This window comes from Synechococcus sp. WH 8109, from assembly GCF_000161795.2.
In the GTDB taxonomy this organism is placed as follows: Bacteria; Cyanobacteriota; Cyanobacteriia; order PCC-6307; family Cyanobiaceae; genus Parasynechococcus.
In genome coordinates, this window is sequence record NZ_CP006882.1 from 681,850 (window position 1) to 703,139 (window position 21,290).

Genomic DNA, 21,290 nt, shown 5'->3' on the forward strand with positions numbered 1-21,290 from the left:
GCTTCCCCATGGAATGTGGGAGCTAACTTACGGCCCGGTCGCGTTTTCGCTGCCGACAACGGACTCCTCCCCAGCAAGCACAACCCGATCTCCCGGGGAAAGCTGACGTCCCCGTCGGGTTTCAACGCTCCCATTGACCTCCACTTCTCCCATCTGGATGCGTTGCTTCGCCTCACCGCCGGTGGAGACCCAACCCTTCCATTTCAGGAACTGATCCAGCTTCATTGGGCAGAGTTTTGAGCTCACCATTGATACTGTGCCGCGATGCTGACCCCATCCAAGGCCGGTTTTCGCCGGCTGCTGCCATTGCTTCGCCCCCACCTGCGGGAACTGCTATGGGGGGGGTGCTGCATGGTGATTTACGTGGGCAGCTATCCGTTGCTCGTGCAGCTGGCCGGAGACTTGTTCCCCGCGCTGGGATCGGGTGATCTGGCTCGCGTGCTTCAGCTGATCGGGCTGGCATTGCTGATCTTTGCTGTTCAGAAAATCGCCCAGTTCGGTCAGGACTCGCTTCTTGCAGGGCCTGCATTGCTGGTGAGCCAGGACCTACGGCGTGATCTGTTCCGCCGTTTGCAGACCGTGGAGCTAGGGGCGCTGGAGAAGCTCTCGGCCGGTGATCTCACCTACCGCTTCACCGAAGACGCCGATCGCGTCAGCGAGGTGCTGTACAAAACCATCCACGACACGGTTCCCAGCGTGCTGCAGCTTGTCGCGGTGCTGGGGATGATGCTCTGGCTCGACTGGAAACTGACGCTGGCCATCCTGCTGCTGGCCCCGGTGATCGTCTGGCTGATCAGTCTGTTTGGTGCGCGCGTGATGGCCGCCACGGAACGCAGTCAGAAAAAGGTGAGTGAACTGGCCGGTCTGCTGGGTGAGGCCATTGAAGGTTTGCCCCTCGTGCGTGCGTTCGCTGCTGAGCCCTGGTTGCAGGACCGCTTCGAGACAGAAATCGATCAGCACCGGCAGGCCCGCCACCGCACTTACAGCCTCGTGGCGCTGCAGCATCCGGTGGTGGGCATCATCGAGGTGGTTGGTCTGTTTGCCGTGCTGGCCCTCGGAGCCTGGCGGATTCAGAGCGGTGATCTGAGCATTGCCGGGCTGAGCAGTTACCTGACGGGGCTGATCGTGCTGATCGATCCCATTGCCCACATCACCAACAACTTCAACGAATTCCAACAGGGTCAAGCGTCGCTGCGACGCTTGCGGGAGATCGAGCGAGAGCCTCAGGAGGCTGCTGATCCAGCCGAGGCGCAATCCATCGGTGCTCTCCGTGGTGATCTGGTCTTTGATCAGGTGAGCTTTGGCTATGACCCAGCCCAGCCGGTGCTGCATCAGCTGAATCTGCGAGTGGATGCGGGCCAGGTGCTGGCCATTGTTGGCCCCTCCGGTGCGGGTAAAAGTACCCTGCTATCGCTCCTGCTCCGTTTCAAAACGGTGCAACAGGGCGAGATCCGTCTCGATGGCACCGACATCAGCTTGATGCGCGCCCGTGAGCTGCGTCAGCAGGTGGCCCTGGTTCCGCAGCGCACAACCGTATTTTCCGGAACCATTGCCGAAGCGATTCGGTTCGGGCGTCGCGCGACGGATGACGAGGTTCGCGACGCAGCTCGGTTGGCCAATGCGGATGATTTCATCCGTGCTTTGCCCCATGGGTATGAGACCCAGCTCGAGGAGCGGGGAACCAATGTCTCCGGTGGACAACTGCAGCGGATCGCCATTGCCCGCGCGGTGCTTGGCAATCCAGCGCTGTTGCTACTGGATGAAGCCACCAGTGCCCTCGATGCTGAAGCCGAGGCTGCGGTCCAACTCGGTCTGAAGCAGGCGATGAAGGGACGAACGGTGTTGGTGATCGCCCATCGTCTGGCCACGGTGCAGGAGGCCGATCGCATTGTGGTTCTGGAACAAGGAGCCGTTGTCGATCGAGGAACCCACGACGACTTGATGCAGCGTGGTGGGCGTTACCGCGAACTGTGCGAACGACAGTTCATTCGAGATCGGCAAAAGTCCTGAATCCCTCTACGATCTGGCCGCCGGTACACCGCCATCCCGGCGATGAACGATGACTGACTCTGCAGCCCAGAACCCTGTCTTGACCTTTGAGGGCAAGCGCTACGACCTCAATACGCTTCCCAATGAGCTCAAGGAGCTTGTGCGTGGCATGCAGGTTGCCGACGCTCAGCTGCGGATGCATGAAGACACCCTCAAGGTTCTGGCGGTGGGCCGTCAGAGCCTGGCCACAGAGCTCAATGAAAAGCTCAAGTCCGTGACTCCGTTGCCCGATCAGGGTTGATTGCCTGCCAATAAAAAGAGGGGGCTCAACAGCCCCCTCTTTTTATTGCTCGCCTTTTATTGCTCGCCGCTCTGCTCAGTCGCTGAAGCTGTAGGCCCTGGTGAGTTTGAACACGGTTCCGGACAGCAGGATCAAGGCCACGAGGTTGGGGAGAGCCATCAGGCCGTTGAGAGTGTCGGCAATCGACCAGATCACTCCACGGTCGCCGGCGACAGCACCAATTACGACAACAGCCACCCAAGTCAGACGAAAGGGCAGCACGGCGGAATCACCGAACAGGTAGGTGGTGCAGCGTTCGCCGTAGAAACTCCAACCGAGAATGGTGGTGAAGGCGAAGACTACCAATCCCAGGGTGACCACCATGCCGCTGCCGGCGATGCCGGTGTTGAAGGCAGCGATGGAGAGGTCTGCGCCGCTGAGCTTGTCGCCGGCTGCATCCAGGATCAGATTGGCTTTGGTGGTGATGATCACCAGGGCAGTCATCGTGCAGATGATCAGGGTGTCGATGAAGGTGCCCAGCATGGCCACCGTGCCCTGGCGCACGGGATCATCGGTTTTGGCAGCGGCGTGGGCGATCGGAGCGCTGCCCAGGCCCGCTTCATTGGAGAAAATGCCCCGTTTGAAGCCCATCAGCACCACCTGACCGAGGGCACCACCGGCTGCGGCTTGGCCGGAGAAGGCGTTGGAGAAAATCGTGGCGAAGGCTTCAGGCACGCTGCCCAGATTGGCCAGCAACACCAGAAGGCATGCAGCGACGTAGAGAATCGACATCAACGGAACGATGGCTGAGGCCGCCTGGGCAATGCGTTTGATGCCCCCGATCACGACAGCGAAAACCAGGGCTGCCAAAACGACTCCGGTCGCCAGTTTCGGGACGCCGATCAGGCTCAAGGCAGACGACACCTCAAAGGACTGAACCCCATTGCCGATTCCGAAGCCCGCCAACATGCCGAAGAGGGCAAACAGGCCCGCCATCCAGTTCCAGCCGCTTCCGAGTCCGTTGCGGATGTAGTACATGGGCCCACCCACGTGGTTGCCGTCTCCATCGGTTTCGCGGAACTGAACCGCGAGCACCGCTTCGGCGTATTTGGTTGCGATGCCGAAGATCGCGATGATCCACATCCAAAAGACAGCACCAGGTCCACCAACGGCGATGGCCCCCGCAACACCGGCGATGTTCCCCGTGCCGATCGTGGCCGACAACGACGTCATCAACGCTTGGAAGGGGGTGATCTCCCCTTCCGTTTGTGATGCAGCCGGCCGAAGCATCATCGAGATGCCATAGCTCAGCCGTTGCAGCGGCATGAACCGCAGGCCCACCATCAGAAGAATGCCCGTCGCTGCAATCAAAAGGACGGTGGGCCATCCCCAGACGATGCTGTTGATTGGGCCATTGATGGCCTGAATGGTCGACTCGACTCCGCCCATGCCTTTCAACAGGTTTGGGCGGATGGTCTCATAGCCGGCTTGTACCGGCAATCAACTCAGAGCGATTCGAGATCTTCAAAACGGAAGGTCTGGCTTCCGGCGGGGGTATCGCCATGGGCTTCGATGGTCACGACCCGCTCGGTCAGCACCCAGGCTCCATCTCCAGGAAGAGCAGCGAAGCTGTCTTTGAAGCTGCTGCGGCCGCCACGGGCTTCTCCCGTTGCCGGGTCGGCGTACTGACTGGTGTAGGTGTGGCTGAGGTAGCCCGCACCTGTGTCGGTGACATCGGTGGTGTAGATCGTCACGACGGTGCCGTGGATGTGGCGGTGAACCATGGTCACCACGTCATCCTTGATGCGGTATTTATCCCCGGCTCCCTTGCCACCGACGAGCACTTCGGTTCCCACCTCGTTGGTGTCACCAGCGGTGAAGGTGTTTTCACCGTGGGTTTGCTCGAAGCTGCGACGCACGCGATGGATCGCGACTTCCCAGAGCTGGGAATTCACCGCCTTGAGGATCTCTTCGTTTTCAATGCCTTCCACCTTGGCTTTGAGATCGGCACCAATCTCAAACGTGCCCTCGACCCGTTGATCGCCCTGTTGCCAGATGCAGCGTCCGCGATAGCCGGAGAATCCAGGCGCCCAGGTGTAGCGGTTCTCGTAGGCGCGACGGAAGTCATCACGCACGTCGCTTCCAGGCTTAACGGGAACGGAGGCTGTCAAAGCGTTGAGGTGGCTTCCGCAACCCTACCGGTGGCCTAACGCTGCATGGCGTGAACGTCCTGGAGGGCATGGATACTGAGCCTCGGCTGTTGCTGGAGTGCAGAGATCGCCTCCACCGCCGCCCGTGCTCCCGCGAGGGTCGTCACCGTTGGAACGGCGTAATCGAGCGCTGCCCGACGCAGATACTTGTCGTCATGGGCAGCTTGGCGGCCAATCGGTGTGTTGATCACCAATTGCACCTGATTGGAGCGGATCTGATCCTCGATGTTGGGGCGCCCTTCGTGCACCTTGAGCACCGATTGCACCTTCAATCCCGCGTTGGCGAGCGCCTGAGCGGTGCCTGATGTGGCCGTCACATCGAACCCGAGTTCGATCAGCCGAGCGGCGATGGGCACCAGAGCCTGTTTGTCGCGGTCGTGGGTGGAGAGGAACACCGTCCCCTGGGTGGGCAGCGCTTCTCCAGCGCCGAGTTCAGCCTTGGCGTAGGCCATGCCGAAACTGTCGGCAGATCCCATCACCTCTCCCGTGGAGCGCATTTCTGGCCCCAGCACCGTGTCGGCCCCCGGGAAGCGCCGGAACGGCAGCACCGCCTCCTTGATCGACTGAAGCGGCGGCTTCGGCTCGCTGGTCATGCCGATGTCGGTCAGGGTTTCGCCCGCCATCAGTCGGGTTGCCAGGCGAGCGAGAGGTTGACCTGTGGCCTTGGCTACGAAGGGGACCGTCCTGGAGGCGCGGGGGTTGGCTTCGATGATGTAGACGACTTCCGAGCCATCGGTGTTGCGCTGCACGGCGAACTGGAGGTTGATCAGACCCCGCACCTCGAGCGTTTGCGCCAGGGAGCGACTCCAATCACGAATCGTGTTCAGTGCCGCCTCGCCGAGGGAAACCGCGGGCAAGCAGCAGGCTGAGTCTCCGGAATGGATCCCCGCCGGTTCGATGTGCTCCATCAGACCACCGACGATCACAGCACCGGTGTGATCGCAGAGGGCGTCCACGTCCACCTCAACAGCATTTTCGAGGTACTGGTCAATCAGCACCGGATGGTCGGGCTCCACCTGCACGGCTTCGCGCATGTAGCGGTTGAGTTCCTCTTCGTCGAACACCACTTCCATGGCCCGTCCGCCCAGGACGTAGGAGGGACGCACAACGACCGGGTAGCCCACTCTTGTGGCCACGGCCCGTGCTTCCTCTTCGCTGCGTGCCAAGCCGTTGCGGGGTTGGCGGATGTTCAGATTGCGGAGGATGGCTTCGAACTGCTCGCGGTCTTCAGCCTGGTCGATCGATTCAGGGGAGGTGCCCCAGATGCTGGTGCCCGTGGCGCGCCCCTCATCGCTGTCCAGCCAGCGCAGGAGTGGAATCGCGAGTTTTAGAGGAGTTTGTCCACCGAATTGGACCACCACGCCATCCGGAACCTCAGCTTCGATCACATTGAGAACATCCTCCAGGGTGAGCGGTTCGAAGTAGAGGCTGTCGCTGGTGTCGTAATCGGTGGACACCGTTTCCGGATTGCTGTTCACCATCACCGTGGTGATCCCTTGATCCTGCCCTGCAAAGGAGGCATGGCAGCAGCAGTAGTCGAATTCGATGCCTTGCCCGATTCGGTTGGGTCCACCACCGAGGATCATCATCTTGCGGCCGTCGTCACGACGACTCACCTCGGATGAGGCGGGAAGGGGCTTGAGGGACCCGTCGGCCTGCAGGGTCTGCAAGGGACGCTCGTAGGTCGAGTAGTGATAAGGAGTGGAGGAAGCGAACTCCGCTGCGCAGGTGTCGACTGTTTTGAAGACGGCGCGAACATCGAGCTGATGGCGCCGCTGACGCACCGACAATTCGTCGCTTTTGGTGTGCCAGGCGATCTGTCGGTCTGAAAAACCCAGCTGCTTGGCTTCAAGCAAGCTGTCTGCATCCAGCTGATCCAGGCTTTTGCCCTTGATCAGCCTTGCCTCCGCCTCAATGATCCGTCGCAGTTTGGCCAGGAACCAGGGGTCAATCCTGCTGATCCGATGAATCTCCTCATCGCTGCGTCCGCGCACCATCGCCGTTCGAACGCTGAGGATGCGCTCCGGAGAGGGGGTCCTCAGCTGACGATCCAGCTCACCATCCGTGAGCTCCGGTTCCTCCCGGTCGCCTCCCCAGCCCGAGAACCCGGTTTCCAGGGAACGCATGGCTTTCTGGAACGACTCTTCGAAACAACGGCCGATGGCCATTGCTTCGCCCACCGATTTCATTGAGGTGGTGAGCACCGCCGGACTGCCTCGGAATTTTTCGAAGGCGAAGCGCGGAATTTTGGTGACGACGTAATCGATCGTCGGCTCGAAGCAGGCAGGCGTCTTGCCGGTGATGTCGTTGAGGATTTCGTCGAGGGTGTAACCGACGGCGAGGCGTGCGGCGATCTTGGCGATTGGGAAGCCGGTGGCCTTGCTGGCCAAGGCCGACGATCGGCTCACCCTGGGATTCATCTCGATCACCACAACGTCGCCGTTGTCGGGATTGATCGCGAACTGGATGTTGCTGCCGCCCGTCGCGACACCGATCTCCCGAATGATGGCGATCGATTGGTCGCGCAACCGCTGGTATTCCCGGTCTGTGAGGGTCTGGGCCGGAGCCACCGTGATCGAATCCCCCGTGTGCACCCCCATGGGGTCGAGGTTTTCGATGCTGCAGACGATCACAACGTTGTCCGCCAGATCACGCATCACCTCGAGCTCGAATTCCTTCCAGCCCAGGAGCGATTGCTCGATCAGAATCTGAGACACCGGACTTGCCTCAAGCCCGCTCTTGCAGATTGCTGCGTATTCCTCGGGGTTATAGGCAATGCCCCCGCCACTTCCCCCCAGGGTGAAGGCGGGCCGGATGATCCGGGGGAAACTTCCGATCGCGGCCCCGACGGCTTCGGCTTCTTCTTGAGATGAGGCAATGCCCGAAGGGCAGACCTTCACCCCGATGCGCTCCATGGCCTGCTTGAACAGCAGACGATCTTCCGCCTTTTGGATTGCTTTAAGGTCGGCACCGATTAACTCAACGCCAAAGCGTTCGAGGGTGCCGTTTTCCGCCAGGGTGACCGCCAGGTTGAGCGCGGTCTGTCCGCCCATGGTCGGCAGCAGAGCATCCGGCCGCTCTTTTTCGATCACACGGGTCACGACGTCCGGAGTAAGCGGCTCGATGTAGGTGCGATCCGCCATCTCCGGGTCGGTCATGATCGACGCCGGATTGGAGTTGATCAGGATGACTTCGAATCCCTCGGCTCTGAGGGCCTTGATGGCCTGTGTTCCGGAGTAATCGAACTCACAGGCCTGGCCGATCACGATCGGACCAGATCCCAGCAGGAGAATGCGACGCAGATCAGACCGCCTCGGCATGGGAAATCGTCCTTGGCCAAACAGTTCAAGCCTCTCACGCGGCCTTGCCACAACCGGGGGACTTGGCCTCGCTACGGTGAAGGGAGATCAGCACCAGAGTTGCAATGAGTGAGCTCCAGCGCCTGAAGGGGCTGCTGCCACCGGAAATGCAGAGCTGGGTGTTTGTGGAATCAGCTGCTGCAGTCGATCCTCCATTGATCACCCTTGAGGAAATCGGCCGGGATGAAGTGGAGATCCAAGTGAATCTCGACGAATGGGATGCCCTCGCGTTGGATCACCGCAATTTGCTGTTCTGGCATGAAGTTGGTCGGATCCAGAACGACACGATTCCCCGGGACGGTTGGGAGATGGCTGCTCTGGCCATCGGTCTTGGCGGTGCCATCGGTGAATTGTGGGTTCAGGACGGGCTGCTGCTGTTGATGGCCCTCGGCCTATCCGGCTTTGCGGGGTATCGGCTTTATCTGAAGAACAATTCCGAAAAACGCCTGCAGGACGCCATCAGTGCCGATGAGCGTGCGATCGATCTTGCCTGCCGATTTGGTTACAGCGTGCCGAACGCTTATCGCAGTCTTGGGGGCGCGTTGAAGGAGCTGGTCGAAAATACCCGCAAGAAGCGCCGTCGCAGCTACTACGAAGACCGGCTTGAGGCGCTCCGCAAGAGTGCCAGCAAGGCCAGAGCTGAAATGGCCCAACAGGAGGGCTCAAGCAGCTCCGTTACCAGCGAGAACGTTTATGGATAGCGAAAAGCTTGCTGAACTGGTGGCCGATGCCTGCGATGATCGCAAGGCCACCGACATCCGTCTGATCCGTGTCGATGAGGTGTCCAGCCTGGCGGATTGGATGGTGATCGCAGGCGGTCAGTCCGATGTTCAGGTGCGTGCAATTGCCCGGTCTGTTGAAGACCGCCTGGAGACTGAGGCAGATCTGCTTCCCTTGCGCAAGGAAGGGCTGAACGAGGGGCGCTGGGCGCTTCTTGATTACGGCGATGTGATCGTTCACGTGCTTATGCCCGATGAGCGCGGCTACTACGACCTTGAGGCGTTCTGGAGTCACGGCGAAAGCCGAACCTTCTTACCGTCAGTCCAGTAGCCGCTTGATCCATGCCAGAAGCGGTGTCCTGCCCCGTTCCACCGGAGCAGCGACCTCTTGAGGAGTTTCAACAGCTCTGCGAGTCATGGTTCTTCTCCTGGCCAGCGGGTCAGGAACCTCGCCTGAGCAAACGTCTTGCAGGCTTCTGGCTGCTAATGCTGCCGGTGTGCAGCCTGATCGCAAGTGGGAGCTGGACCCTGAAGCAGGATCCGCCCCGTCTCCTGGCCGCAGCCGCTGTGGCCGCTCTTGTGCTCCCCCTGCTGTTGCTGGTGCGGCAATGGCTGGGCTGGACCTACGTCATGCAGCGGCTTCTGTGTGAGTCCGTCGACTACGAAGAATCCGGTTGGTACGACGGGCAGACCTGGGAAAAGCCTCTGTCCTGGCGGGAGCGCGACCTGTTGGTGGCCCGGCATGAGGTTCGTCCGATCCTGGGTCGTTTGGGACGGGCCATGGCCACCTCAGCGGGTTTGATGCTGGCCGGTGCCAGTCTCTGTCAGGCTCTCTGAACCAATCGGGGTTCCGATGACTTTGCCCTCGGGCTTCAGCCCTGCAGCCCGGTCCGGGTCATCCCCCCTTGAGGTCCGCTTGCGGCGCGGATCGATCACGGAATCGGTGCATCGCGTTCATGCCGTGGTCTGTGATGGCCGAGGACGGGTGTTGATGTCGGCAGGAAACCCCGGCTTTGAAAGTTTCATTCGTTCGGCTCTGAAGCCCTTTCAGGCCCTGCCGTTTCTCAGCAGTGGAACCGCCGACCAGCTGGATGTTGATGAACGGGGCATCGCCATCAGCTGTGCGTCCCATGCGGGCACCAATGCCCACGCCCGGGAAGCCTTCCGGTTGCTCTGGAAAGCGGAGTTAGATAGCTCATCACTTCAATGCCCTGTGCCGAATGGGGCTGATAGTCCGCTTCAGCACAATTGTTCCGGCAAGCATGCTGCCTTCCTGGCCACCAGCCGAAAGATGGGCTGGCCGATCGAGACCTATCTCGAGCAGGACCACCCTCTGCATGTCGAAGTGAACCGCAGGGTCGCTGAACTGATCGGCTTGCCTGCTGAGGAATTGGTTTCCGAACGGGATGACTGTGGCGCTCCCACCCTGGTGTTGCAGTTGGCTCAGATGGCCTTGCTCTATGCCCACCTCGGTGCCTCACAACATGCCGAACTCGAGCAGATCAGTCGGGCGATGCTGAGTCACTCCGACCTTGTGGCCGGTGAGGGTCGTTTCGACACCGAGCTGATGCGGCGCAGCCACGGTCAGGTCTTGAGCAAGGGCGGTGCAGAGGGCATTCAATGCCTCAGCCGCGTTGGTGAAGGTCTTGGGGTAGCCATCAAGGTGGAAGACGGCTCCCGTCGTGCCAAGCAAGCGGTTGCTCTGCATCTGTTGCGTCAACTCGAGTGGCTCACACCCATGGGGCTTGACGAGCTCGATGAGCAGGTGCTGGTCGTGAACCCGAGTGTCAAGCTCAGCGTGTCCGGTGCCTTGCAGTCCTGACTTTGCTGTCGCCTGCGACACCGACATGTATGATTTTTGGGTCAACGCGGGGTAGAGCAGTCTGGTAGCTCGTCGGGCTCATAACCCGAAGGTCGGGAGTTCAAATCTCCCCCCCGCCACCAACTCTGATTGAATCAACAATCTCCCTCTCGGGAGATTTTTTTTTGTCTGTCGTACCTCCATGAGCAGTCGCTCCATGAACTGCGATGGCCCCTGGGACGCCATTGTTGTTGGCTCGGGAGCGAGTGGCGGAGTGGCCGCCATGACCCTGGCTGAAGCAGGAGCTCGGGTGCTTGTGGTGGAGGCAGGACCTGGCCTCAACAGCACGCAAGCCTTCGGGGCTGAACCGGGAAATCTGCTGCGTCGGATCGTGGGCCTGACCAGCGGCAGCCATCGCCAGCAGTCCCAGCATCCCGGCTACTGGAAAGGCAACCCTCTTCTGTATGCCGACGAGCGTCTGCATCCCTATGAGCACCCGGCGGATCAGCCGTTTCTGTGGACGCGAGGCCTGCAGGTTGGCGGCCGCAGCCTCACCTGGGGTGGCATCACTCTGCGTCTTTCGGATGAGGATCTGGGCGGTGTAGATGTGGAGGGTGAACAGGTCAAGTGGCCGTTGCGCAGCGGTGAGCTGACACCTCACTACGCCGAACTGGAGCGCTGGCTGGGCGTTCATGGTGGGCGCGATGGTTTGGATCATCTGCCGGACGGTGAAACACAACCGCCTCTGGCGGCGACACCGGCGGAAGAGCGTTTTGCTGAAGCTGTGCGGCAACGGTTGGGGTATCCCGTGATCCCCTCAAGGGGGTTTGGTCCGGCGCCGCAGGGAGAGGATCCCGCTTGGCCTCGCTCCAGCAGTCGCGGCAGCAGCCTTCCTCGCGCCATGGCCACAGGACGCGCCCAGCTGCTCTCTGCGCATTTGGTGGAGCATCTCTTGATGGATGCCGGTGGAGATAAAGCCATTGGTGTGGTTGCCGTTGACCAATCCAATGGCAACCGCAGGGAGTTGAGGGCGGATCTCGTGGTCCTGGCTGCTTCCACGATTCAGACCGTCTCCATCCTGTTGCGCTCATGTCGTGGCGAACAGAGCAACGGTTTGGACGACCCTTCAGGACGACTGGGCACACGCTTGATGGACCATGTCTCCACATCGCAGTTTTTTGCCTTCCCCGAGCCTGTTCAGGGGGAACAGCCCATGCTCACGGGCGCTGGAAGTTTTTTCGTTCCGTTTGGCCGACACCTGCCATCGGCTGATTTTCAGGGCGGCTATGGCCTTTGGGGTGGCATTGGACGGTTTGATCCGCCGCGATGGTTACGGCGTCGCCCTTCAAGCATCACCGGGTTCCTGATTGGTCACGGCGAAGTTCTTCCCAGGGCTGACAACAGGGTGACCCTGAGTGAGCGCACGGATCGCTGGGGCGTGCGTGTTCCCTCGATTGCCTGCAGTTGGAGTAGCAATGAACTGGCCATGGTTAGGCACATGCGCGCCTCGATCCAGGCCTGCATCGCTGCCGCCGGAGGCGATGCCAAATCGATCAAAGACCTCTTTCACCTCCCCTTGGTTGAACCTTTCCTGGAGGGAGCTGTTGCTCTGTCTGAAGGTGCAGCCCCCCCGGGGTATTACATCCATGAGGTGGGAGGGGCTGCGATGGGGGGAAGCGAGACCAGCAGCGTCGTTGATTCCTCCAACCGTCTTTGGCGCGCTCCCAACGTTCTTGTGGTGGATGGCGCCTGTTGGCCAACGTCGGCCTGGCAGAGCCCAACGCTGACGATGATGGCTCTGAGCCGTCGGGCCTGCCTGCTGGCCCTCAGTGATCGGGGCGGATGAACAGATCGTCGAGATAGCGCTCGGTCACGGAGCGGTCGACACAGCCGTTCTGAAACAGGAAGTGGGCAAGAGCAGAACTCATCACGCGGTATTGGTCCCAGTTGGGGTGCTCTCCGATGAAATCCTTCATGCCTCGATAGAGCACCTCTGGGATTTCCGTCTCAAGACTCACGTAGCTGGCTTTTGAAGCAGTCCCGCGCTCCGTGGTTCCCATGTCGTGGCATCGCTCGAGGTGATTTCGGTCCATTCCGTCCAGCTTTTCCCTGTCCAACGCTCACCAAGAAAGCCACACAACCGGCGCTTGCGTCAAAGCCGTCGACATTTGTTGAATTGCGGCTGAGACGAGATGAGACAGAAGTCTGTGACTGGGTTTGAGAGTACGGGAATTGACGAGGTGCGGTTGCTCTAGGCCGAATAGACGGTCTGTCAACCCGGTTGTGCGATTCCCTCGGAAATTCACAGGTTGACCGTCACAGCCGGCGAGCCAACTTCAGCCTGTGGAAAACGACGTTTTTTTTGTGTGGAAAAAGGGGGTGAACCTTGGCGAAGCAATTTTGATAAGAAAACCTGATATTTGTTTCGTCGCTGCTGTCGCTTTCGAGAACCGTGTCATTGGCGACAAGCCATCAGCAGGTTCTCTTTGGATCCATGGAATCAATCCTTAGCCGCGCTGTTGTTGCGCTTCAGCGTGGTAGGGCCCAGGGGATGGTCGGCGTGGGGATAAGGGGGGTGATGGTGGTCATGGCTGTGGTCTGACCCATGGTTGTGGCCATGACCAATCGGGATGCCGTCGGGTTGGCAGGCACCCGTGCACTCCAGTTCGCAAAGCGTGCAGCTTTCCGCAAGGCCTTCCACATGGTGGTGGTGGCTTTCCTGGGCGCGTCCCACGTCCTGTTCGAAGCCCAGCACCTGGGCGCGGTATTTGCAGAGCGAGCAGTTCATGGCGGTGTCCCCCCGCAACACCTCCTCGACCCGTTCTTTGAAGGTGTCCACCACCAGGGTGTGGTCGCCCAGATAGCCCGCAGAGAGAAACTCCACCTCGGGATGATCGGCAGCCACCAGCTCGGTGTGTTGGCGGATTCGGCTCACTAGAACCCCTGAAAAGAGGAAATAGGGCACCACCACCACCCGACGGAAGCCCAGTTTCACGGCGTGACGCAGACCCGGTTCCACTAGGGGGAAGGTCACGCCCGAATACACCGTTTCTCCCCAGCCGAAACCAAATCCTTCCACCAGCAGCCGCGTCACCTTGGCCACGTTGGAGTTGGCGTCTGGATCCGAGGAGCCTCGACCTACCACCACCAGGAGGGTTTTGGCCAATGGAACGTCGTCCTTCGCCGCATCAAGGCACTCCCGAACGCGAGCCCCGGCGGCTGACACCATCAATCGGTCCACCCCCAGCTCCCGGCCGTAATCGATCGGTAAACCCGTTTCGGCCGTGTACGTGTTCAGAACAGAGGGGATGTCGTTCTTGGCATGCCCCGCTGCAAAAAGCATGGCTGGAATGGCCAGCACCTTGGTGACGCCTTTCTCGCGGAGTGCTTCAAGACCATCCCGAAGGATGGGGCGGGCAAATTCCAGGTAGCCGTGTTCCACCGGCATCGGGGCGAGCCGAGGCCGCAGGCCATCCACCATCTGGGCGAACTCTTCAACGGCCAGTCGGTTGCGACTCCCGTGGCCGCAGATCAGAACGCCAAGACGCTCGTTGCCGGTTTCCGCGTGCTGTTCGGCCAAAAGGTCGCTCTGCTGTTCCAATGGTTTGACGATATCGGTCGCATCGCAATGGATTCAGACCGTCCCGTTTTCTTTAATGCGCAGGCGGCTGATGCGAGGCGATCCGGTCTGGTCTCCCCTCGACCAGCGGAGTTGGCGGCTTTGGTTCAGAACTGGTCCGGTCCCAGGCCGCTGCGTCTCTGTGGCGGGGGCACCACATCTCGGGCCGCCGTGGCCGACCACTGGACCCTGGACCTGCAAACCCATTTCCAACGTGTGGAGTGGCAGCCCGCGGATCAGTCGGTCTGGATTGGAGCGGGCTGCCGCATGGGAGACGTGCTGGAGGCCATGCGTCCCTACGGCCGAACCGTGGCAGCTGGTTTGTCGGGTCTGCCTGGGCTTGGCTATGTGCTCACGGGGGGCATGGGGCCACTGAGCCGGCAGGTGGGGCTTGCTGTGGATCAAGTGCGCGAGATCCATGGGGTCTGGGGTGATGGCAGCCCCTTTGCCCTGTCTCGGGCTGACGATGCCGGTTCGCTGGAGTGGAGGGGCCTCTGCGGTGCAGCCCCGTTTCTGGGGGTGGTGAGCGCGCTGCGCATGGCCACCCAGCCGCTTCTGCCGCTGTGGGTGGAGCAATGCGTGGTGTCTCCGGATCAACTGCCTCAGCTCATGCTCCAGGCGGAAGCGTCAAACGCCAGCACCAGCCTGCAGTGGCATTGGGAGAGGGCTGACGCGGTGCAGTTGCTCCGGATTGCCGATGCCCCTTGGGCCGGTGCGCAGAAGATCGAAGGGCTGCACCAGCTCCCTCCTTTGCGGGGATCGGCTCCGATGCCTTCGCGATCTCACGCTGAGGTGGTTGGCTTGCTGGGGCCGGCAGCTGCTGAGCTCTGGGGGGCCGTGATGCCGGATTTATGCCGTTTGCTGCAGCATCGTCCTCATCCGTTCTGCAGCCTGGCCTGTCAGCAGCTGGGGGCGGCGACGCAAAAGGCTGCCGTGGAGGCCAGCTCGTTCGTGCACCGCACTGCCGAGTGGAAACCGTGGATCACCGCCGCCTGGACTCCTGGGGATGTCCCGGGCCAGAGGCGCAGTCTTGCTTGGTTGGAGGAGGTCTGGCAGGTCCTTCAGTCGATTTGTCCTGGTGTGCATCTGGCGCAGTTTCATGACCATTTGCCCTTTCATCACAAGGAGTTGGAGGCAGCATTCGGCCCCTGGTTGCCAGAGTTGCGAAAGCTGAAACAGCGCTTGGATCCAGCAGGCATCCTGCCGACGCTCTGATTTACGGTCGCTCCTAACCGGCATCCTTTGATGGCCAAACGATCCAGCCCAACCCTGGTGAATCAGTGGTTGGCCAACCCCAGCAAAGATCTGCTCTCGGGTCTGGTGGTGGCTTTCGCGATGATTCCCGAGGCCATTGCCTTCTCGGGGATTGCTGGGGTGGATCCCAAAGTGGGCCTGTTCGGAGCTTTCTGCCTGTCGCTGACCATCGCCGTCGTGGGTGGTCGCATGGCAATGATCACCTCAGCCACGGGCTCCACGGCCCTGTTGATGACAGGTCTCGTAGCATCCGGTGAAGCCCGGGGGCCAGGGCTGGGCGTCCAGTACCTAATGGTGGCGGGGCTGGTGACGGGACTGCTGCAGATCCTCTGGGGGTATCTACGTCTTGCTCATCAGATGCGCTTTGTTCCGCAAGGGGTGTTGAGCGGCTTCGTCAATGCTCTGGCTTTGTTGATCTTTCAGGCACAGCTTCCGCAACTGGGTCTAGACCTTCATCACAGCGAAGGAACCTCGCTGCTGCCCCACGGTGGCCAGATTCCAATCGTTTGGGGTCTTGTCCTGCTGGGTCTGGCGATCATCTACGGCTTGCCTCGGCTGACGCGTGTCGTGCCCTCTCAGCTGATCGCCATCGTTGTGCTGACACTGATCAGCGGCTTCAGCTTTGACATCCCCATTTTCAGCACCCTGGGGACGTCGCCTGACGGATGGCTCAGCTTCAGAGTCGGCTTCGGCTTTGACATCCCCACCGTCAGTAGCTTGGGGACGCTGCCTGCAGGATTGCCGAGCTTCAGCCTTCCCTTCGGTGAAGGGGGCGTGCCCTTCAGCCTCGACACGCTCGGTTTAGTTCTTCCCACCGCTCTGGCGATATCGCTGGTGGGCCTCATGGAAACCTTCCTCACCCAGGACATCCTGGATGACAAGACCGACACCAGCACTGACAAGAACGTTGAAGCCAGGGGTCAGGGCATTGCCAATATCGTCTCCTCTTTGTTCGGCGGCATGGCCGGCTGTGCCCTTGTGGGGCAATCAGTGATGAATATCGACAATGGTGGACGCACTCGGATGTCCACTCTGTTCTCCGGCGTCAGCTTGCTGGCGATGATCCTTCTGGCCGGCCCCTTGATCAAGCAGATTCCGATGGCTGCCCTGGTGGCCGTGATGATCAGCATCGCTGTCAGCACCGCTGACATTAATGGTCTGCGCAACCTGAGTCGCATCCCCAAGAGCGATACCTCGGTGATGCTGATGACCTTTGCCATCACGATGCTCACCACCCCTCACAACCTCGCCCTTGGCGTGTTGGCTGGCGTTGCGCTGGCAGGAATTCTGTTCAGCCGCAAGGTGGCCAAGGTGATTCAGGTGGAGGCCGTTGAGATCAGCAATCATGAGCGGATGTACCGCGTTAGGGGGCAGCTGTTTTTTGTCAGCAAGGTGTATTTCCTCCAAGGATTTGATCTTCACGACCATCCCGAGCGCATCACGATTGACCTCTCCCAGGCCCATATCTGGGACCAGAGCGGCGTGGCTGCCCTGGATCAAGTCATCCGGAAATATCGCAGCGGTGGATCTGCTGTCAGCGTGATTGGCCTGAACGAGGAAAGCCTTGATCTGTTTGAGCGGATCGGCGGTCAGGAATCAGCCCATGCATGAGCCTCTGCTTGGTTGGCAAGACAGGCCCTGAGGTCTTGGCGCATCGCCATGAGCCGCTGCTGAACCTGCATGTCTCCAGGATTGGTTGCCACGTACCGCTCGGTGACGTCGTTGCTGATGCTCATCAACAGGCAAAGGGTTTGAACATCACGTCCGGCCCGTTGCTGAGCACTCTCTAGAAGAAAGCCCAACAGCGCCATCTTGTTGTTGTAAGCACCACGGTCGTGCTCGTCCCGCGCGACAGCACCGGGAGTCGTACTTCCAGCGATCAGTCCGGCCAAAAGGCAGGCCCAGACCTTCATTGCAGCCAGGCTGATTGCCGTGAAAGTAGGTCGGATGTGAGGTATGTGCTGGGGATCTGGGACAATCCCACCCGATCCGTACCAACGCTGATGTTCCGATCCAGTTCACGTGTTCTGATCGTTGCGTTGGCCGGGTTGTCCTCGTTCCTGGCGTCCTGCGCGTCACTGGATAGTGCAGCTGGCTCGCGTCTGGATCTGGTCAAAGCGCGAGGCGAGTTGCTTTGCGGGGTGAGCGGCAAGATTCCAGGCTTCAGTTTTCTCAGTTCTGACGGGCGTTACACCGGCCTGGATGTCGACATCTGCCGTGCCATGGCTGCTGCTTTCGTTGGTGATGCTGAGAAGGTTCAATACCGGCCTTTAACCGCGCCCGAGCGGTTCACGGCCTTGCGATCGGGCGAGATCGATCTGTTGTCTCGCAACACCACCCACACCCTCAGCCGCGATGCGGTGGGGGGCAATGGGCTGCGCTTTGGGCCTGTGGTGTTCCACGACGGACAGGGCTTGATGGTGAATGCTGCCAGCGGAGTGCGTTCGCTGGCTGACTTAAGCGGCAAGTCCATTTGCGTGGGATCGGGCACCACAACCGAGCAAAACCTCAACGACGCCTTCGCCTCCAAGGGTCTTCCCTACATACCAATCAAATATCAAGATCTCAATCAGGTGGTGGGCGGCTACCTCCAGGGGCGCTGCGCAGCCATGACGTCTGATCGCTCGCAACTGGCGGCTGCACGCTCAGGGTTCAGTGATCCCGAGGCGCATCAGATTCTCGACGACCGGATCAGCAAGGAGCCCCTATCTCCAGCTGTGGTGGGGGGGGATCAGCCTATGGGTGATGCCATGACCTGGGTGATCAACGGCCTGATCGAAGCCGAGGAACGGGGCATCACCCAAGCGAATGTTGATGCGGTGGTGAAGCAAGCCGCAGCCGACTCCTCCCAGACCGCTCTGCGGCGTTTCTTGGGTGTGGATCCAGGCTTGGGTCGCAAACTCGGACTCGCCGATGACTTTGTCGTTCAGGTGATCCGTGCCACCGGCAATTACGGCGAGATCTACAACCGCCATCTCGGACCGGACAGTGCCGTGGCGATTCCACGGGGGGCGAACCGGCTGGCCGGTGAAGGTGGTTTGATGATTTCCCCACCGTTCACCTGATGCGGCAGCGTCGTCTCCTGGTTCAGGTTGGTGTCGCCGCCGTACTGCTGGGCTTTCTGGCTCTGCTGGTCAACAATCTGGCGGTCAACCTGATTCGAACGGGCTTGGGACTGGGTTTTGGCTGGCTGGGCCGACCCGCTGGTTTTGCTCTAGCGGAAACAGCTCTCCCCTATGCCCCATCCGATAGCTATCTCTGGGCCCTGACCATCGGTTGGCTGAACAGCCTCAAGGTGATCGCGGCTGGCCTTGTGCTGGCCACCGGCCTTGGTGTGGCTGCCGGTGCAGCCCGCGGTGGTAACAACCGTCTGCTGCGCAGCCTGGCCGGGGGCTATGTGGCCTTGATTCGTCAGGTTCCTCTGCTCCTGCAGTTGCTGTTCTGGTATTTCGTTGCCTTCCTTGGCCTTCCGTCGATGCCGATCGGTGGGTTGATCCGGCTTTCGAATCAGGGCATTCAGCTGTTGGGCCTGAACCTCAGCGTTGAATTTTGTGCGGTTCTTGTGGGGCTCACTGTGTTCACGGGTGCGTCGATTGCAGAGATCGTGCGTGGTGGCATCAACGCGGTGCCACGGGGCCAGTGGGAGGCCTTCCGCAGCCTTGGGCTTGGAGAAGGGCTTGGGCTGCGTCGGATTGTGTTGCCGCAGGCCCTGCCGGCGATTCTTCCTGCACTCACGAGCCAGTACCTCAATCTCGCCAAGAACAGCACCCTGGCCATTGCCGTGGGCTACGCCGATCTCTACGCCGTCAGTGACACCACCATCACCCAAACCGGCCGCGCCATTGAGGGCTTCCTGCTGCTGTTGCTCAGCTTTTTGCTGCTGAATTTGTTGATCAGCGGAGGCATGGCTGCCTTGAACCGTGCCGTGCTGGGTCGTCTGAACAGGAGCCGCTGATGAACCGTTGGTTGGATCTTGGGATCACCCTGCTGCTGCTGGCTCTGCTCGGATGGGCTGGCTGGTCAATGCTGCATTGGCTGCTGGTTGCAGCCGACTGGTCTGTGGTGACCACCAATCTCCCGCTGTATGCGGTGGGCAGTTTCCCTGCGGATCAACGCTGGCGTCCGCTGCTGTGGATGGCAGCACTCATTACGCTGATGCCGCTGACCCTCGTTGGTCCGAAGCGTGGCTGGGTTCGCCGTTGGTTGCCGTTGGTCTGGATCGCGATGGCACCGCTGGGGCTCTGGCTGTTGGCCGGAGGTTTGGGCCTGCTGCCGGTGGGAACACGCAGTTGGGGTGGTCTGACGCTCACGCTGCTGCTCACGGGAGGTAGTGGAGCTTTGGCGCTTCCGTTGGGGATCCTCCTGGCCCTCGGCCGGCGCAGTGAGCTACCGGTGTTGCGTTGGAGCAGCGCCGCCTACATCGAGTTGATGCGGGCTGTGCCGTTGATTGCGGTTCTGTTCTTTGGACAACTGCTGATCCCGTTGTTCCTGCCGCCAGGGCTTGAGATCAATCGGGTTCTGCGGGCGGTTGTGGCCTTCGCATTGTTTGCAGCGGCCTACATCGCAGAGGATGTGCGCGGTGGCCTCCAGGCGATTCCGCCCACCCAGCGGGAAGCTGCAGCCGTGCTGGGGCTGTCGCCACGCCAAGTGTTGCAATTGGTGGTGCTGCCGCAGGCGCTGCGGGTTGCACTTCCATCGCTCACCAACCAGGCGGTGGGTCTGCTGCAAAACACAAGCCTGATGGCCATTCTCGGTTTGGTGGAATTGCTGGGCATCAGCCGCAGCCTGTTGGCGAATCCGGCTTTCATCGGCCGTTATCTGGAGGTCTACCTCTGGCTTGCTGCGGTTTACTGGCTGGCGTGTACAGCCATGGCGTTGCTGGCCCGCCACCTGGAAGTTCAGCTTGACCCTGCTCGCTCCGCTTCATGACTGTCGCCATTCGTGCCACTGATCTGGTCAAGAGCTATTCCCAAGGGGTTCGAGCTCTCGATGGCGTCACCCTTGAGGTGAACAGCGGCGAAGTGCTGGTGGTGATGGGGCCTTCCGGCTCCGGCAAGAGCACGCTGATCCGTACGTTTAACGGTCTGGAGTCGCTGGATGGCGGCGCCTTGGATGTGCTTGGGGTTCGCTTGGACGCCACCCATGAAGAACGTCAGGTGCGGGAGATCCGCAAGCGCGTGGGGATGGTGTTTCAGCAGTTCAACCTCTTTCCTCACCTTTCCATCCTCGACAACATCACCCTTGCCCCGATCAAGGTGCAACAGCGTGCCAAGGCGGCTGCCGAGCAGCGGGCAATGGATCTCCTTGACCAGATGGGCATTCGCGAGCAGGCCTACAAGTACCCGGCGCAGCTCAGCGGTGGTCAGCAGCAGCGGGTGGCGATCGCTCGGGCTCTGGCTCTGGATCCTGAGGTGATGCTGTTCGACGAGCCCACCAGTGCCTTGGACCCGGAGCGGGTGAAGGAGGTGTTGGATGCGATGCGCCAGTTGGCAAAAGGCGGCATGACGATGGTGGTGGTCACCCACGAACTGGGCTTTGCCCGTGAGGTAGCGGATCGGGTGATGTTCATGGATCGGGGCCAGGTGGTGGAGACCTCAGATCCAGAGACCTTTTTCAGCAATGCCAGGGAGGCACGCAGCCGCAGGTTCCTCAATCAGATGCAGCATTAAACGGTTTGCACAACCTCGTGAAGTACTTCAGGCCGATTGTCGTTCTCTCCAAGCCTCAGTGGGCTTTCGGCTGTGCTTTTCCTGCATTGAATTTTTTCTGACCGTCCGAGGCATCCACTGCTTGTCCTGCCAACGGAAGTAGGCCGTCACGCAGATCAGCCAAAATGCCACAAAAGCAAGGGTCAGCGCCAGTCCGTGCATCCGAAAAAAGGTCAGCACGATATGGATGGATAGGGCGACTGAGCCCCCCAACAGAAACGAATTGCTCAGGAGCGAAGCGACGGTTGCCCTGAAGGATTTCAACTTTGTCGCGCCAATCCTGATCACATTACCGAGCAATAATTGTGATGCCAGCCCCATTGGGGTTGCGTCAAGGCCTGGGTTGCTTCG

General features: G+C 60.5%; 21 protein-coding genes and 1 tRNA gene. 14 read left to right on the forward strand and 8 right to left on the reverse strand.

The window, feature by feature from the left end; translation table 11 throughout:
* Window positions 1-27: 27 nt before the first annotated feature.
* The gene (locus tag Syncc8109_RS03680) at window positions 28-225 is read right to left on the reverse strand and encodes an RNA-binding S4 domain-containing protein (protein WP_006851620.1); all 198 of its coding nucleotides are present in this window, start codon (window positions 223-225) and stop codon (window positions 28-30) included.
* Window positions 226-264: 39 nt separating this feature from the next.
* Between Syncc8109_RS03680 and Syncc8109_RS03685 the strand changes: the two genes are divergently transcribed.
* Entirely contained in the window at window positions 265-2,010 is a 1,746-nt protein-coding gene (locus tag Syncc8109_RS03685) for an ABC transporter ATP-binding protein (protein WP_006852017.1), read from the forward strand.
* 49 nt (window positions 2,011-2,059) lie between these two features.
* A complete protein-coding gene (locus Syncc8109_RS03690; protein WP_006850098.1) occupies window positions 2,060-2,290 on the forward strand; it encodes a DUF6447 family protein in 231 nt (76 codons plus the stop codon).
* A 75-nt stretch (window positions 2,291-2,365) separates the two neighbouring features.
* Here Syncc8109_RS03690 and Syncc8109_RS03695 read toward each other — a convergent pair whose 3' ends face one another.
* Genes Syncc8109_RS03695 through carB form a run of 3 tightly spaced genes read right to left on the reverse strand, consistent with a single transcriptional unit; the run spans window position 2,366 to window position 7,799 of the window.
* Window positions 2,366-3,718 carry a sodium:alanine symporter family protein gene (locus Syncc8109_RS03695; protein ID WP_025362182.1) on the reverse strand — a complete coding sequence of 451 codons (1,353 nt, stop codon included), beginning with the start codon at window positions 3,716-3,718 and terminating at the stop codon, window positions 2,366-2,368.
* Between the two features lie 56 nt (window positions 3,719-3,774).
* Window positions 3,775-4,440 (reverse strand): DUF3386 domain-containing protein, encoded by a 666-nt coding sequence (locus tag Syncc8109_RS03700; RefSeq protein ID WP_025362183.1) that lies wholly within the window; start codon window positions 4,438-4,440, stop codon window positions 3,775-3,777.
* A gap of 35 nt (window positions 4,441-4,475) precedes the next feature.
* The gene (gene carB / locus Syncc8109_RS03705; protein WP_006851777.1) at window positions 4,476-7,799 is read right to left on the reverse strand and encodes a carbamoyl-phosphate synthase large subunit; all 3,324 of its coding nucleotides are present in this window, start codon (window positions 7,797-7,799) and stop codon (window positions 4,476-4,478) included.
* Window positions 7,800-7,903: 104 nt separating this feature from the next.
* Between carB and Syncc8109_RS03710 the strand changes: the two genes are divergently transcribed.
* From Syncc8109_RS03710 to Syncc8109_RS03735, 6 genes are all read left to right on the forward strand, one after another.
* Window positions 7,904-8,539: a DUF3318 domain-containing protein gene (locus Syncc8109_RS03710; RefSeq protein WP_006849643.1), complete on the forward strand. Its 636-nt coding sequence runs from the start codon at window positions 7,904-7,906 to the stop codon at window positions 8,537-8,539.
* Complete coding sequence (gene rsfS, locus Syncc8109_RS03715) at window positions 8,532-8,888, forward strand: ribosome silencing factor (RefSeq protein WP_006850633.1); 357 nt, start codon at window positions 8,532-8,534, stop codon at window positions 8,886-8,888. The genes Syncc8109_RS03710 and rsfS overlap by 8 nt, the downstream gene beginning before the upstream one ends.
* 11 nt (window positions 8,889-8,899) lie before the next feature.
* Window positions 8,900-9,394, forward strand: coding sequence for a CGLD27 family protein (locus Syncc8109_RS03720; RefSeq protein ID WP_006849931.1), 495 nt, complete (start codon window positions 8,900-8,902; stop codon window positions 9,392-9,394).
* Between the two features lie 16 nt (window positions 9,395-9,410).
* Complete coding sequence (locus tag Syncc8109_RS03725; protein WP_025362184.1) at window positions 9,411-10,379, forward strand: asparaginase; 969 nt, start codon at window positions 9,411-9,413, stop codon at window positions 10,377-10,379.
* Between the two features lie 45 nt (window positions 10,380-10,424).
* A tRNA-Met gene (locus Syncc8109_RS03730) sits at window positions 10,425-10,501 on the forward strand.
* Between the two features lie 59 nt (window positions 10,502-10,560).
* The gene (locus Syncc8109_RS03735; RefSeq protein WP_045172707.1) at window positions 10,561-12,204 is read left to right on the forward strand and encodes a GMC oxidoreductase; all 1,644 of its coding nucleotides are present in this window, start codon (window positions 10,561-10,563) and stop codon (window positions 12,202-12,204) included.
* Here the strand turns inward: Syncc8109_RS03735 and Syncc8109_RS03740 are convergent.
* On the reverse strand, window positions 12,185-12,451 hold the full coding sequence (locus Syncc8109_RS03740) for a DUF2811 domain-containing protein (protein WP_025362185.1): 267 nt from the start codon (window positions 12,449-12,451) through the stop codon (window positions 12,185-12,187). The genes Syncc8109_RS03735 and Syncc8109_RS03740 overlap by 20 nt on opposite strands.
* Before the next feature lie 407 nt (window positions 12,452-12,858).
* A complete protein-coding gene (locus tag Syncc8109_RS03745) occupies window positions 12,859-13,938 on the reverse strand; it encodes a sirohydrochlorin chelatase (RefSeq protein ID WP_025362186.1) in 1,080 nt (359 codons plus the stop codon).
* Between Syncc8109_RS03745 and Syncc8109_RS03750 the strand changes: the two genes are divergently transcribed.
* Both Syncc8109_RS03750 and Syncc8109_RS03755 read left to right on the forward strand, forming a co-directional pair.
* Complete coding sequence (locus Syncc8109_RS03750; protein ID WP_232202454.1) at window positions 13,879-15,192, forward strand: FAD-binding oxidoreductase; 1,314 nt, start codon at window positions 13,879-13,881, stop codon at window positions 15,190-15,192. The genes Syncc8109_RS03745 and Syncc8109_RS03750 overlap by 60 nt on opposite strands.
* A 30-nt stretch (window positions 15,193-15,222) precedes the next feature.
* Window positions 15,223-16,842 carry a SulP family inorganic anion transporter gene (locus Syncc8109_RS03755; RefSeq protein ID WP_006850283.1) on the forward strand — a complete coding sequence of 540 codons (1,620 nt, stop codon included), beginning with the start codon at window positions 15,223-15,225 and terminating at the stop codon, window positions 16,840-16,842.
* On the opposite strand, the gene Syncc8109_RS03760 is transcribed toward Syncc8109_RS03755, so the two are convergent.
* Entirely contained in the window at window positions 16,821-17,144 is a 324-nt protein-coding gene (locus tag Syncc8109_RS03760) for a hypothetical protein (protein WP_006851387.1), read from the reverse strand. The two genes, Syncc8109_RS03755 and Syncc8109_RS03760, sit on opposite strands and share 22 nt — an antisense overlap.
* Before the next feature lie 90 nt (window positions 17,145-17,234).
* Here Syncc8109_RS03760 and Syncc8109_RS03765 point away from each other — a divergent pair, with 90 nt between their 5' ends.
* From Syncc8109_RS03765 to Syncc8109_RS03780, 4 genes are read left to right on the forward strand one after another with little or no spacing between them, the layout of a single operon-like run.
* On the forward strand, window positions 17,235-18,296 hold the full coding sequence (locus Syncc8109_RS03765) for an amino acid ABC transporter substrate-binding protein (protein ID WP_025362188.1): 1,062 nt from the start codon (window positions 17,235-17,237) through the stop codon (window positions 18,294-18,296).
* Window positions 18,296-19,186 carry an ABC transporter permease subunit gene (locus Syncc8109_RS03770; RefSeq protein WP_006851069.1) on the forward strand — a complete coding sequence of 297 codons (891 nt, stop codon included), beginning with the start codon at window positions 18,296-18,298 and terminating at the stop codon, window positions 19,184-19,186. The genes Syncc8109_RS03765 and Syncc8109_RS03770 overlap by 1 nt, the downstream gene beginning before the upstream one ends.
* Window positions 19,186-20,160 (forward strand): amino acid ABC transporter permease, encoded by a 975-nt coding sequence (locus Syncc8109_RS03775; RefSeq protein ID WP_006850313.1) that lies wholly within the window; start codon window positions 19,186-19,188, stop codon window positions 20,158-20,160. The genes Syncc8109_RS03770 and Syncc8109_RS03775 overlap by 1 nt, the downstream gene beginning before the upstream one ends.
* Window positions 20,157-20,900 (forward strand): amino acid ABC transporter ATP-binding protein, encoded by a 744-nt coding sequence (locus Syncc8109_RS03780; protein WP_006850686.1) that lies wholly within the window; start codon window positions 20,157-20,159, stop codon window positions 20,898-20,900. The genes Syncc8109_RS03775 and Syncc8109_RS03780 overlap by 4 nt, the downstream gene beginning before the upstream one ends.
* A 27-nt stretch (window positions 20,901-20,927) precedes the next feature.
* On the opposite strand, the gene Syncc8109_RS03785 is transcribed toward Syncc8109_RS03780, so the two are convergent.
* Entirely contained in the window at window positions 20,928-21,260 is a 333-nt protein-coding gene (locus tag Syncc8109_RS03785; RefSeq protein WP_025362190.1) for a hypothetical protein, read from the reverse strand.
* Between the last annotated feature and the right edge of the window lie 30 nt (window positions 21,261-21,290).